Source organism: Humisphaera borealis (assembly GCF_015169395.1).
Lineage (GTDB): Bacteria > Planctomycetota > Phycisphaerae > Tepidisphaerales > Tepidisphaeraceae > Humisphaera > Humisphaera borealis.
Genome location: NZ_CP063458.1, coordinates 5735939 through 5748487 on the forward strand (window position 1 = coordinate 5735939; position 12549 = coordinate 5748487).

9 protein-coding genes and 1 tRNA gene are annotated in these 12549 nt (G+C 63.1%); 4 read left to right on the top strand and 6 right to left on the bottom strand.

Annotation, left to right across the window (positions count from 1 at the left end):
* Positions 1–267 precede the first annotated feature (267 nt).
* Both rny and IPV69_RS21555 read left to right on the top strand, forming a co-directional pair.
* Positions 268–1821, top strand: a complete 1554-nt coding sequence (rny, locus tag IPV69_RS21550) for a ribonuclease Y (RefSeq protein WP_206291789.1) — start codon at positions 268–270, stop codon at positions 1819–1821.
* Positions 1822–2024: 203 nt separating this feature from the next.
* Positions 2025–2597 carry a DUF1572 family protein gene (locus IPV69_RS21555; RefSeq protein WP_206291790.1) on the top strand — a complete coding sequence of 191 codons (573 nt, stop codon included), beginning with the start codon at positions 2025–2027 and terminating at the stop codon, positions 2595–2597.
* A gap of 37 nt (positions 2598–2634) precedes the next feature.
* On the opposite strand, the gene IPV69_RS21560 is transcribed toward IPV69_RS21555, so the two are convergent.
* The 5 genes from IPV69_RS21560 to IPV69_RS21580 all read right to left on the bottom strand — a co-directional run bounded on the left by IPV69_RS21560 (position 2635) and on the right by IPV69_RS21580 (position 10721).
* Positions 2635–4095, bottom strand: a complete 1461-nt coding sequence (locus IPV69_RS21560) for a sialate O-acetylesterase (RefSeq protein WP_206291791.1) — start codon at positions 4093–4095, stop codon at positions 2635–2637.
* Positions 4096–4301: 206 nt separating this feature from the next.
* Complete coding sequence (locus tag IPV69_RS21565; RefSeq protein WP_206291792.1) at positions 4302–5156, bottom strand: beta-propeller domain-containing protein; 855 nt, start codon at positions 5154–5156, stop codon at positions 4302–4304.
* Positions 5157–5310: 154 nt separating this feature from the next.
* Positions 5311–8304 carry a PSD1 and planctomycete cytochrome C domain-containing protein gene (locus tag IPV69_RS21570; RefSeq protein ID WP_206291793.1) on the bottom strand — a complete coding sequence of 998 codons (2994 nt, stop codon included), beginning with the start codon at positions 8302–8304 and terminating at the stop codon, positions 5311–5313.
* A 74-nt stretch (positions 8305–8378) separates the two neighbouring features.
* Complete coding sequence (locus IPV69_RS21575) at positions 8379–9794, bottom strand: DUF1501 domain-containing protein (protein WP_206291794.1); 1416 nt, start codon at positions 9792–9794, stop codon at positions 8379–8381.
* Positions 9795–10088: 294 nt separating this feature from the next.
* Positions 10089–10721, bottom strand: coding sequence for a TetR/AcrR family transcriptional regulator (locus IPV69_RS21580; RefSeq protein WP_206291795.1), 633 nt, complete (start codon positions 10719–10721; stop codon positions 10089–10091).
* A gap of 122 nt (positions 10722–10843) precedes the next feature.
* Here IPV69_RS21580 and mddA point away from each other — a divergent pair, with 122 nt between their 5' ends.
* On the top strand, positions 10844–11623 hold the full coding sequence (gene mddA / locus IPV69_RS21585) for a methanethiol S-methyltransferase (RefSeq protein WP_206291796.1): 780 nt from the start codon (positions 10844–10846) through the stop codon (positions 11621–11623).
* Positions 11624–11671: 48 nt separating this feature from the next.
* Positions 11672–12151 (top strand): hypothetical protein, encoded by a 480-nt coding sequence (locus IPV69_RS21590; RefSeq protein WP_206291797.1) that lies wholly within the window; start codon positions 11672–11674, stop codon positions 12149–12151.
* 176 nt (positions 12152–12327) lie between these two features.
* Here the strand turns inward: IPV69_RS21590 and IPV69_RS21595 are convergent.
* A tRNA-Arg gene (locus IPV69_RS21595) sits at positions 12328–12401 on the bottom strand.
* Between the last annotated feature and the right edge of the window lie 148 nt (positions 12402–12549).

Below are 12549 nucleotides of genomic sequence, written 5' to 3' on the forward strand. Positions count from 1 at the left end.
ATGGGCTGGCGTACCTGCCTGTCCCTGTCGTTCGGCGACCCACGGCTTCCACGGGCAGCGGACTACCGCAGCTCCTGGCACCCGCGTCTGTGCCCGGGTTCGAGGTCCGATCAGGCCTGATCGGATCCGGTACCATCTTGCGCGCCGTTAGATCGTTCTCGCACGTCTTAGGGTGACCTTCCTTTTGTAGTCCGCCGCCTTTGGGCCGAAATCCGCCTGTGTCGCAAGAACTGCGACAACGGCTTCGGTATCGGAGCGGAAGCACCTATGGATTATGTCATCGGAATTCTGATCGGATTGATCGTCGGAGCGGCGGGTGTCGCCGCATATCTCAAGTTCGCCGGCAATAGCGCCCTGCAGCGCGCCCGCGAGGAAGGGGAAAAGCTCAAGGCCGAATCGGTTCGCGACGCCCAGGCCAAGGCGAAGGAAATCGAACTCAACGCCAAGCAGGAACAGATCAAGCTCAAGCAGCAGTTCGACCGCGACCACGAGTCGGCCCGCCGCAAGCTCGAAGAACACGAAAGCCGCCTGAACAAGCGCGAAGACGTGCTCGACAAAAAGCTCGACACCCTCACCAGCAAGGAACGCCAGCTCGACGACCTGGAACGTAAAGTCTCCAACCGCGACAAGGCCCTGGCGATCAAAGAACAGGACATGGAAAAGGTGCTGAAGGAGCAGCGCGACCGGCTGCTGCAGATCAGCGGCATGAGCTACGACCAGGCAAAGGAGCTGATGCTCCGCCGACTTGAAGACGAATGCCGCGCCGAGGCCGGCGAGATCATCACCAAGATCACCGAAGAAACGCAGGAACAGGCCAAGGACAAGAGCCGGCAGATCATCCTGCAGGCGATCCAGCGCTACGCCGCCGAACAGACTGCCGACCACACCGTCAGCAGCGTGCAGATCCCCAGCGACGACATGAAGGGTCGCGTCATCGGGCGTGAGGGGCGCAACATCCGCGCGTTCGAGAAGACGACCGGCGTCGATGTGATCATCGACGATACGCCGGGCATCGTGGTGGTTAGCTGCTTCGACCCCGTTCGGCGTGAAGTAGCTCGCATCTCATTGGAACGGCTTGTGCAGGACGGCCGAATCCACCCGACGCGCATCGAAGAAATCCACGCCCAGGCGAGCAAGGAGATGGAGGACGAACTGCTGAAGACCGGCCGCGAGGCGGTCCAGGAAGTGCAGTTGCCCGGCGTGAACAAGGGCATCATCCCGATGGTCGGCCGATTGGCCTACCGCACGAGCTACGGCCAGAACGTGCTGCGGCACAGCGTGGAAGTGGCATACCTCTGCCAGGTCATCGCCGATGAGCTGGGCCTGGACGGCAACCTCGCCCGCCGTTGCGGCATGTTCCACGACATTGGCAAGGCGATGGACCACGAAGTCGAAGGCGGCCACCCGCAGATCGGCATGGAGTTCCTGCGGAAGTTTAACGAGCCCGAAGCGGTGCTGAACGCCGCGTTGGCCCACCACGGCGACGTCCCCGCGACGACGCCGTACACGGTGATCGTGATGGCGGCCGACGCGATCAGCGCCGCCCGCCCCGGCGCCCGCCGCGAAAGCCTGGAGCGTTACATCAAGCGCCTGCGCGAGCTGGAAGACGCCGCGATGACCTTCGACGGCGTCCGCCAGGCGTACGCGATCCAGGCCGGCCGCGAGGTGCGGGTGATCGTCGACGCCAAGATGATCGACGACAAAGGCAGCGCCAAAGTCGCGCGGGATATCGCCAAGAAGATCGAGAACGAGATGCAGTACCCCGGCGAGATCAAGGTGACCGTGCTGCGTGAACTGCGGACGGTGGAATACGCGCGGTAGGGTCCGCCTTGGCGGACGCGGGGCTGCGGCCGGGGGAACCGCGTCGCTCCGAATGCAAAATGCAAAACGTGCAATGAAAAATGCAAAATGACCGGAGGCTTTGATTGCCTTCTGCCATTTTGCACTTTTCATTGCATGTTTTGCATTCTGTATTCAATTCGGCGGATCACGCCGCGCCCAAGAACGAAAGCTACAACGCCATTATGCCCCATCCAGACACGCCCACCCCCGGTTCTCCCATCGTCGCCGGCATGATCGCCGAGTATCGCCGGTACAAATCGCTCGCCGACGGCGCATTCGCCCAGGTGACCGACGATCAACTGCTCTGGAAGCTGTCTCCGGCCCAGAACAGCCTGTACGTCATCGCGCAGCACCTATCGGGGAACCTTCGTTCGCGGTTCACCGACTTCCTGACCAGTGACGGCGAAAAGCCCGACCGCAACCGAGACGGAGAGTTCATCGAACCTGCCGGCCCGGTGTCGCGGCCGCAGTTCCTGGCGATGTGGGAGGCCGGCTGGAAGGTGCTGTTCGAAAGCCTGGCCACCCTGACCGACGCCGACCAGGGCAGGACGGTGCTCATCCGCACCGAGCCCTACACCGTGGCCGAGGCGCTGACGCGATCCGTCGCCCACGCGTCGTACCACGTCGGGCAGATCACCCTGCTGGCCAAGCACCTCAAAGGCGTCGGGTGGAACTACCTCACCGTCCCGCCCGGCGGCACACAGCACTTCAACCAGCAGGTGGCGGCGGGGGAGCGGTCGCAACGGGTGAAATGAAGTCGGTCGCGACCGGCTTGCAGGGGGTCGCCGGGGCCTATTTCGTCGCTTCCAGCGGCCAATCGTCGGTGCGGAATGGCCCGGCGGGCAGTCCGTCCCTGTTGTACAGGTTCGCGCCGACGGGATTCGTCGAAAACGCATAGCGTACCGCGACCGGTTGCGGCACACCGGGCGAGCGGACGACGACCGTATTGCCGTCGATGACCGCGTCGGCCGGGAACCACTTGCGATCGGTTCCGGCGATCGCGAATCGGCCGAGCGGGTTTGCCTTATCCTCGGCCGCGGGCTCGCGACCTTTCTTCACGCCGATCATCAATCCCGACCCGACAGAATCAAAAGACAGCCGCGCACTGGCGCCTTCAATTCTGAGCTCGCGATAGACCGGGCCAGTGTCGATCAGCGTTGTCTTTCCGTATTCTCGTTTGAGTGCAAGCAGCGCCAGCCGATTACCGACATCGAGCTTGTTGCGCGGGTGAATGTCGTCGGCTTCGCCGATATCGAGGGTCACTGCCAACGCCGTGTGTGGGATCGACAGGCACTTTTGCTGCGATTCGCGGAGGACAGACCACGGATCGCCGCCACCGGGAGAATCTGCCGACTGGCGGTAGCCGGGCAACTGAACGATGTAAAATGGCAGCGATTCGACGCCGAATAAATCCCGCCAGGACTGGATGAGCAAAGCAAGCCTGAACCTGTACTGGCTCGCCGAGGCGATGTCGCCGGCGTTTCCCTCACCCTGGTACCAGACGACACCCCTGATCGACATCGGTGCCAGCGGCGAGATCATGCCGTTGAAAAGAGTCACGCATCGCGGCCGACGCACCTTCTCGCCGAACGGATAGGGCGGAAAGTCCGCCGAGTCCGGCGTCTTCCCGGCTTTGATCGCGGCGGCCTTGTCTTCTTCCCAGGCCGCGAGTGACTTTCGCATGGTCTCGGCAAAGGCACCGGAGTGGGGAGACTTAAGGAGCGTCTCCTGCGACAGCCACATCTCGATTCCCGTGCTCCCTTTGGCAGACCGAACGATGCCAACGGGCACACCCGTTTCGGTATGAATCCTGATCGCAAAGTAGAACGCGACAGCAGATATCCGTGACGCGGTTTTGGGCGAGCAGACCAGCCACTCGCCCGTCACGTCGGTCTGCGGCGTCGAAGCGAAGTGTTCGACAACGCCAAACTGACGGATGGCCGGGTAGTCGGCGCGGGCCATGTCCTGCCTGGCCTCGGGCGTGGTGAAATGCCCTGCCGAGATCGACATGTTCGATTGGCCGGAACAGAGCCAGACATCGCCGAGCAGCACGTCTTTGACTTCAAGTCGCGTCGCCCCGTCGGCAACGACAAGCACGACGGGCGTAGCCGACGCCGGCTGGGGCGGCAGTTTTACCGACCAATTGCCGGCGGCATCGGCCGATGCAGTGGCAGTGATCGTCCCCAGAGACACGGTTACCTTCTCGTGCGGACGAGCCCATCCCCAGACCGCCAGTGCACGGTCCCGCTGCAAGACCATGTGATCGGAAAAGCATCGCGGAAGCGAAAGTCTTTCCGGTGCCGCTGCCCCGGCCGGATCGACCGGGGCAGCGGCGTGTACCAGGCCCGACGCCAGCAACCATGTCACACAGATTGCCAACCGTACATCGCAGCGATTGCATCGCATGACTTTCTCCAGGCGTGGCAGGGGGGACATCCGGCGGGTATTCGTCGGCGTGTCTATTCTTCTACCACCACCAGCGTGCACGGGTGCTTCATCGCCGGGCTCTTGATGACCTTGACGATCTTCTTATCCGGCGAGACTTCGCGGATGACACCCGCGTGGGCTTCGGAGATCAGGGTGTTGCCGTTGGCCAGCCGGACAAATCCACTCGGCCAGTTCAGCTTCTGCTCCTTGGGGGCGTCAGCACCGCCATACTTCCAGACGGTCTTGCCGTCCTTGTCGACTTCGATGACGAAGAACCCCTGCGGGCTGCCGTAGCCGTCGCCGCTGCTGATGATCGTGTTACCGTTGGCCTGGCGGGTGGCCAGGTAGGGGAAGGGGACTTCGTACTGCCAGACCGTTTTGCCGTCTTTATCGACCTCCAGAACCTTGTCGAGCGTGCTGGCACAGATCAGTGTATTGCCGTTGTCGAGCCGGCGAACCTGCCGCATGGTGGCGGCCTTGCGGTTGTTGCTGTTGGGGACGTCGTAGCTCCAGACGATTTTCTTGTTCTGGTCGATCTCCACGACGCGGTGCTTGGAGTTGTCGGCGATGACGGTGTTGCCGTTCTCAAGCCGCTGGGCCGCTTCGGCGCCGCCGACAACGTCCTTCCCCGCTTCCCAGACGATCTTGCCGTCCGGCGAGTACTCGCGAACGCCCGGCGGGCAGTTCACCAGCACGTTGCCGTTCTTGAGCAACTGGACGTCGTGACCGTTGTTGTTGTCGGCTTCCCAGAGGACCTTGCCGTCGTCGGTGATCTTCAGCACTTTCTTGATGCTGTGATCCGCGACATAGATGTGACGCTCGGCCTGGACGATGCCCGCCGAAAGCAGCAACGTCGAGACGGCAACCGCAAGATGGCGTCGAAGCATGAACTGTTCCCTCGTCGTGTGTAACCCCGCATGAGAATCACCTGCCCGCCAACACGGCGGCAGGGCACTCATCAGGATTCGTACACCCGGCGCGATCATTCATTCGAAAAATGACTCGCGACGGCGGCGGGAGAACAATCGCCCGGCGACGCAATCAGTTCACGTACGCGATCTCGTTGGCAAACAACAGCGCCTGGGCATACTGCTCCCAGATGGTCAGTGGCTTGCGTTCAACGGTCTCGCCAGTGTTCTGAATCGCGCCCTTGGCACCAATCGGCTTGGCCGCGTCGGCCTTGGCACGCTCGTCGGCCTTGGCCTGGCTCTTGGTCTTCTCGGCGGGCGGCTTGCCCTTATTCCCGGCCGCACGCTGCGCCAGGATGTGCGTGTTGTAGAACTCCGCCGCCAGCGACACTTCGACCGGCCGGGCGTTGCGCTGGTAAATCACCTCGTACATCGCACGCACGCGGGCATAGTCGTCGCCGGCCTTGAGGAACTCGGGACGACTGCACACCTTGCGGGCCACGTCGGCCGACATCGGGCTGTTCATGAAGAACAACGCCTGCTGCGGCACGATCGTCGTCGCCCGCTTGCTGTTGGGGCGGTTCGGGTCGGCGTAGTCGAACTCCGACAGCAGTTCCGGCAGGTTGCCACGGTCCACGTAGCCATAGACGCTGCGGCGGTTGCTGTAGGGCTCGTCGGTCAGGTTGACCGGCTTGCCGCCGATGGTGCGATCCAGCTTCCCGCTGAACTGCAGCATCGTGTCGCGGATCGCCTCGAAGTCGAGCCGACGGAGATTGGCCCGCCAGAGCAGGCGGTTGTCGGGGTCTTTCTGCGTGTAGGTCGGGTTGTTGTCGCTCGCCTGCTGCCAGGTGCTGGACATCAGGATCGTCTTGTGGAGCTTCTTAAGGCTCCAGCCGTCGGCGACGAACCGCGACGCGAGGTAGTCGAGCAGTTCCGGATGGCTCGGCAGTTCCGATTGCACGCCCAGGTCATCGGGCGTGCGGACGAACCCTTCGCCGAAATGACGCAGCCAGACACGGTTCACCAGCACGCGCGCCGTCAGCGGGTTGTCCTTGCTGGCGATCGCCTTGGCGAGTTCCAGCCGGCCGCTGCCCTGCTTGAAGGGCTGGCGTTCGCCGGTCGTGAGCATCTGAAGGAACTGCCGCGGAACCACCTTGCCCTTGTTGTTCGCTTCGCCACGAATCAGGATCGGCGAGTCCTGCGGGGTCGCCAGATCGGCGACCACCATCGCACGACCCGGGCCGCCGGCGTGGGTCAGTTCCAGCGTATTGATCTCATTGAAGATGAACCGGCCGTAAGCCGTTTCGCCTAGCTTCAGGGTGCCGAAGATTTCGCGCAGGTGGGCATCGGTCATCACCGAGGCGGGCTCGATCTTCAGCGGCACCTCAATCAGTTGAATCAGGTCGGCGTCGTAGCCGGTCACCGGGCCGCTCGTCGCTTTGCGGTTGGCCTCGATGTACGCCTTGGCCTGCGGGCGGATCGACGCCAGCAGCTTGCCGTAAACATTGGCGACGTCGTCAATGCTCTTGAGCGAGCTCGGCGAAACGCCCTTGAACGCCGCCACCACCCGGCGGTTCAGCGTTACCTTCGTTCCGCCGCCTTCGGCGATGCGATCCAGCACGTCCTTGACGGCTTCGGCGTACCGTTCCTGGCCGAGCTCGGCGAACCATCGGAACGGGGCAAAAACCGGGTCGTCCCGCTTGTCGGCCGGGATCGCATTGAGCAACTGCCCGTTGCCGCGGCTCGAAAGCGTGAACTCCTTCACCGTCTTCTGCTTGGCGGCCGGGTCGCGGAACTGCCCGCGGGAATAGAGCGACGTCAGGATGTAGCCCGCCGCCTTGGGCAGCACCTCGGCCGACGTCTCTTCCAGCACGTCGTAATAGATGTCGCGGTTCTTTTTGGCCAGCTCCGCCATCTTCGCGTCAAAGTCCTTCTTGGCGGCCGACGTCGGCGCGGCGCCGACCAACGGCTTTTCGTCCGGCTCTTCGATGCTGTTGAACACGCCGTGCAGCGAGTAGTAGTCGGCGGTCGGGATCGGGTCGAACTTGTGATCGTGGCAGCGGGCGCACGAGACGGTGATTGCCATCGTCGACTTGGTGACCGCGTCGATGCGCTCGTCGATCGTGTCCTGCTTGTTGGCGAACCGCTTGCCGACCGTCAGGAATCCCAGCGCCGCGAGCGAGTCGGGCTTCTTGGCCGCATCGGGGAGCAGGTCGGCGGCGATCTGCTCGGTCAGGAACTGGTCGTACGGCTTGTCTTCGTTGATCGCCTTGATGACCCAGTCGCGGTACGTCCAGGCGTAGGCAAAGCGGTAGTCTTCCTTGCGGTTGTTTTCGGTGAAGCCGGTCGTGTCGGAATATCGGGCCGAGTCCAGCCAGAATCGACCCCAGCGCTCGCCATAGTGCGGGCTGGCCAGCAGACGATCCACCAGCCGCTCGTACGCGTCCGGCCGGCGATCCATCACAAACGCCTTCACTTCTTCCGGCGTCGGGGGTAGCCCGATCAGGTCATAACTGACCCGGCGGATCAGCACTTCGCGGGCAGCAGGCAGCGACGGCTTCATGCCGTTCTGTTCGAGCTTCGCCAGGATGAACGCATCGACAGGATTCTTGATCCACCCCTGCGTCGCGGTCTTGGGCTGCGGAACCGGCGGCTCCTTCACCGGCTGATACGCCCAGTGGCTGCGGGCCTTGGCGGTCAGTCCGGTCATCTTGCCCGCACCGGCAACTCGCGGGTCGGGCGCGCCCATCTTCACCCACGCCGTCAGGTCGGCGATCTCCTGGTCGGACAGCTTCTGGCCCTTCGGCGGCATCTGAACGTTGGCGTCGGTGTAGCTGACGGCCTTGATGAGCAGGCTGTTTTCCGCGTCGCCGGGGACGAGCGCCGGGCCCGTATCGCCGCCGGTCTTCCAGCCGTCGCGTGAGTCGAGCACCAGGCTGCCGCGGCTTTTGCCCTGCGCCGCGCTGTGGCAGTCGTAGCACTTGGCCGTAAGCAGGGGGCGGATCTTGGCTTCAAAGAACTGGGTCTGCTCGGCCGTCAATGCCGGCGCCGCCACGGGCGCGTCGGCGGCGAAGGCACCGGCCGTTCCGGAAAGCAGGATCGCAGCGAGTAGTTTGCGGATGTTCATGGGCGTCAAACCAACGGACAGACTTCACGGCACAGGAACGTACGGGTTGCGGTTGCGGACAAAGATCCAGGTTCCTACGCGATCACACCCTTCACGACCTCGCCGAAGTTGTCGGTCAGGCGGAAGTCGCGGCCGTTGTAGCGGTAGGTGAGCTTGGTGTGATCGAACCCGAGCAGCGCCAGGATCGTCGCGTGCAGGTCATGAATGTGGACCTTGTTCTGCTCGGCCCGCGCGCCGAACTCGTCGGTCGCGCCGTAAACGTTGCCGCCCTTGACGCCGCCGCCGGCCATCCAGCAGCAGAACCCGCGGCCGTTGTGATCGCGGCCGGCGTTGATCGCCCGCTCGTTACCGGTGACGGTCCGGCCGAACTCGCCGCCCCAGATGACCAGCGTCTGGTCGAGCAGCCCGCGCTTTTTGAGGTCGGCCAGCAGTGCCGCGGCCGGCTGATCGATGTCTTCGGCCCGCTTGCGCAGGTTGACCTCGAGGTTTTCGTGGTGATCCCAGCCGCCGGCGTTCACCTGGACGAACCGCACGCCGCGCTCGACCAGCCGCCGGGCCACCAGCAGCTTGGCGCCCATATCGGTTTCGCCGTACGACTCGCGCATCGCCTGGGTCTCTTTGCTGATGTCGAACGCCTCGGTCGCCTCCGTCTGCATCTTGAACGCCATCTCGAAGCTTTCGATCCGGCTTTCGAGCTGGTCTTCCTTCCGCAGCTTTTCCGAGTGCATGCCGTTGAGCCGGCGGGCCAGTGCCAGTTGCAGCTTCTGGTCGTCGGTGGTGACGAACTGGTTCTTGATGTTCAGCAGGACCTTGTCCAGCCGCATGTTCCGGGCGTAGTTGACGTTGACACCCTGGTATAGGCTCGGCAGGAACGACGCCTGGCGGTGTTCGGGCTCGCCGCCGAGGGTAATGAACCCGGGCAGGTTCTGGTTCTCGGTGCCCAGGCCGTAGACGGTCCACGATCCGAGCGACGGCTTGGGGAGCTGCAGCGAACCGGTGTGCATGAACCGGCTGGCCAGCTCGTGGGCGGGGGCGTCGGTCCAGAGCGACCGGATGACGGTCATGTCGTCCACGTGCAGCCCGAGCTTGGGGAACACTTCGCTCACTTCAATGCCGCTCTGGCCGCGCTTGCTGAACTTGTACGGCGACGGCAGGGCCACGCCCGCCAGGCCGGGCAGCGTCTTCTCGGCGTACTGCGCCAGTGCCGGCTTGGGATCCCAGGTGTCCACGTGAGACGGCGCGCCGGCGGCGAAAATGTGGATCACATGCTTGGCCTTGGCCTTGAGCGGCGGCTGCTTCGGCGACAACGGACCCGCCGCGGTCGGCGCTCCTGCGGCACCGGCGGTTTGCGAGCTCGCGAGCATCATCGCCAGCGACAAGGCGCCCATCCCCATCCCCGTCCGCTGGAGCATCTCCCGGCGGTTCAGGAACAGATCGGCAAGGGTCGGGGTGTGCTGGGCGGGATCGTAAGTCTTAAAAGGCTTGATCATGGTGCTGGATTACGGGTTACAGACTACGGGTGCGTGTTAAAGAAGCCCTGGCAGCCGTCGAAAAAAAACCAAGCGCGCTGCGTCCCCACGAGCATACGACACAACCACTACGAATTGCGCTATGAATCGTTAGATTCCGGCTATCCATAGTCATCAAAAATACCACTCTTCCCCGAGGATTCTCACATTCGGGCGAACCTGGCACCGCTTCTATCGGGGAAACCCGCATCTCGTCCGCAAGGGAGTCCCGCCGAACAAACCACCCGGATTGCCAGAATCGCCCGGCCCATTCAATCATCCCGGGGATTCACCCACCCTTGAGTGGGTTCGGGAGATGAAGTCACCGGCAACGACGCTTTCGGCCGGCAGGTACCGGTCCACAACCGACTCCACGAGTCGCCTTGCCGCGGCGAGGCTGGCGGTGTCGCGGGTGAGCTGCTGAGACACGAACGCGCCTTCGATGATCAGGCACACTTCCTTCGCCAGGGCCTCCGGGTCGCTTGCCCGGGCGCGTTCGGCGATCTCAACGATGATTCGCTCGATCGCGCGCCGGTTCTCCACCGCCGCCAGGTGCGCCGGATCGTACGGTTGCGGAAACTCCATGATGGCGCTGATGAAAATGCAGCCGTGGTAGCCCGGCTCATTCATGATCTGCTCGATCGCCTGGAAGAGCGAAAGCAACTGCCCGCGGGCCGATGTGCCGCCGTGCTCCCGGATCGTCTGCAGGAAGTGATTCTGAAGCCAGACGTTCTGCCGGTTCAGCGCTTCGACCATCAGGTCGTCTTTGCTCTCAAAGTGCTTGTAGAACGCGGTCTTGGTAATCCCCACATCCCCCAGCACCTGATCCAGGCCCACGCTGCGAAATCCCTCGCGATAAAACAGCACGGTGGCGGCTTCAATCAGGCGTTCGCGGGTTCCGGCGGCCATCTTGATGTCTCCGATCCAAAGCAGCAGGTGTACCGATAGTTCACCAAAGGTGTACTGCAAGTCAACTGGCCGGGGCTCCAAAGCGCGTCATAAGTAATGCAGTCCCTTTCAAGGAGCCACACATGAAGCGCATCGCATTTTTTGTTTACGGCGTTACGAGCCACGGCATGTTCCTGCTGGTCTACGCCGCACTGGGGTTCTTCGTAACCGGCCAGTTCCTGCCCAGGACGATTGACGGACCGACCGGCCTTTCCGGCGGGCCGGCGGCAATGGTGAACACGCTGCTACTGCTCAGTTTTGGCGTTCCGCACAGTGTCATGGCCCGCCCCGGCTTCAAGGCCTGGTGGACACAGATCATCCCCAAGCCTATCGAACGCAGCACGTACGTGCTGATCTCCAACCTGCTTGTCCTGGCGATGATGGCATTCTGGCAGCCGATCGAGAGCGTCGTTTGGCACGTTCAGTCGCAGCCGCTCGCCGGGCTCATCTGGTCGCTCAGCGCGATCGGCTGGCTTCTGGTCCCGCTGTCGAGCCTGCTAATCAACCACTTCGACCTTCTCGGGACGCGACAGGTCTGGCTCTACATGCAGGGGAAGGCGTACAGCCATCTTCCCTTCGCGTCGCCGCTGCTCTACCGGATCGTCAGACACCCGCTGTATGTCGGCTGGCTGTTGGCGTTCTGGGCGACGCCCTACATGACCGTGGGGCACCTCCAGTTCGCCGGGATTCTGACGGCTTACATCCTGATCGCGATCCGGTTCGAAGAGCGCGATCTCCTCGATCAGCACGGCGAGCGCTACGCGAAGTATCGCCGCGAGGTGCCGATGCTGATTCCGTCCGGCCGCCGCCCCCAGCCAAACCACGCCGCCGAGGCCCCTGTTCGGCACGAGCCGGCGCTATGACGCGCATGTAACCCTTAAGTCGTCGACCGGAACGCGCGGAGGTGCATCATGATCAGAGTGCGATCAACCTGTTCGTCAACGCTAACGCAATGGAACTGGTGGCAATGGGCGGTTACGTGGGTTTTGGTACTTACCGCAGTGGCCGGCGTCTGCCGGTACGCCCTAGCGGCGGCGGCAGTGATTTGCCTGGCGAGCATCGCAATCCTTCGGAGTCGCGACGGCAGCCTTGGTGGCTATCCGGCACAGATTCGCATCGGATTCCTGGTTCTGCTGCTGTTGGGGAGTTTGCCGTACGGCGGCTGGCTCCATCTGCTGCAACTCGGCGGAACGCTGTCGATGTGCGCGATCGGCTACTGTCCGATGCATCGGGTGCTGCTGCTCATGCCCTGGAATCGCACCCGCAGGCTTGATTGGACGCTGATTCGCCATTCCCTGTTCAGCCCGCCGGGCGCAGGTGGACTGGTGCAGTTGGAGACCGGCCGAAAGGTGATGACTTCAGCTTGCGTTGCGGGCGGCACACTTGGGTGATGAAGGGGTTTGCGGTGCCTTTACTTCTTGGCTTAGCGCCTTCGTGTTCTCTTCGCTCCGGCGGCGGGGCGAAGAATCTGAAAACCGGGATAACTGGATTGGTGTTGCGGCGGTCCCCGAACCGCGTCGAACGCTCGCTACTCACCCCAGCGAGCCCCCATCAACCTTCGTACGAATGCAGCCTGCAGGAGTCGAACCTGCAACCCTCGGCTTCGTAGGCCGATGCTCTATCCAATTGAGCTAAGGCTGCGAATGACAGTCCCTTCGGTGCGTCCACCGATGGGGGTAGAAGTGTAGTGCAACTCGGGTATTGCTGCAATAGTCGCGTGCGACAAAAAAAGGACAAGCCCGCGGATCATCCGCGGGCTTGTCGGGTTTTCGGTCGAATCGCCGGGCAA

What these genes read in the sequence shown, in the direction of transcription:
- IPV69_RS21565 (WP_206291792.1), bottom strand. Translation starts at nt 5,156, where the DNA reads ATGCTTCGACGCCATCTTGCGGTTGCCGTCTCGACGTTGCTGCTTTCG.
- mddA (WP_206291796.1), top strand. Translation starts at nt 10,844, where the DNA reads ATGAAGCGCATCGCATTTTTTGTTTACGGCGTTACGAGCCACGGCATG.
- rny (WP_206291789.1), top strand. Translation starts at nt 268, where the DNA reads ATGGATTATGTCATCGGAATTCTGATCGGATTGATCGTCGGAGCGGCG.
- IPV69_RS21575 (WP_206291794.1), bottom strand. Translation starts at nt 9,794, where the DNA reads ATGATCAAGCCTTTTAAGACTTACGATCCCGCCCAGCACACCCCGACC.
- IPV69_RS21590 (WP_206291797.1), top strand. Translation starts at nt 11,672, where the DNA reads ATGATCAGAGTGCGATCAACCTGTTCGTCAACGCTAACGCAATGGAAC.
- IPV69_RS21580 (WP_206291795.1), bottom strand. Translation starts at nt 10,721, where the DNA reads ATGGCCGCCGGAACCCGCGAACGCCTGATTGAAGCCGCCACCGTGCTG.
- IPV69_RS21570 (WP_206291793.1), bottom strand. Translation starts at nt 8,304, where the DNA reads ATGAACATCCGCAAACTACTCGCTGCGATCCTGCTTTCCGGAACGGCC.
- IPV69_RS21555 (WP_206291790.1), top strand. Translation starts at nt 2,025, where the DNA reads ATGCCCCATCCAGACACGCCCACCCCCGGTTCTCCCATCGTCGCCGGC.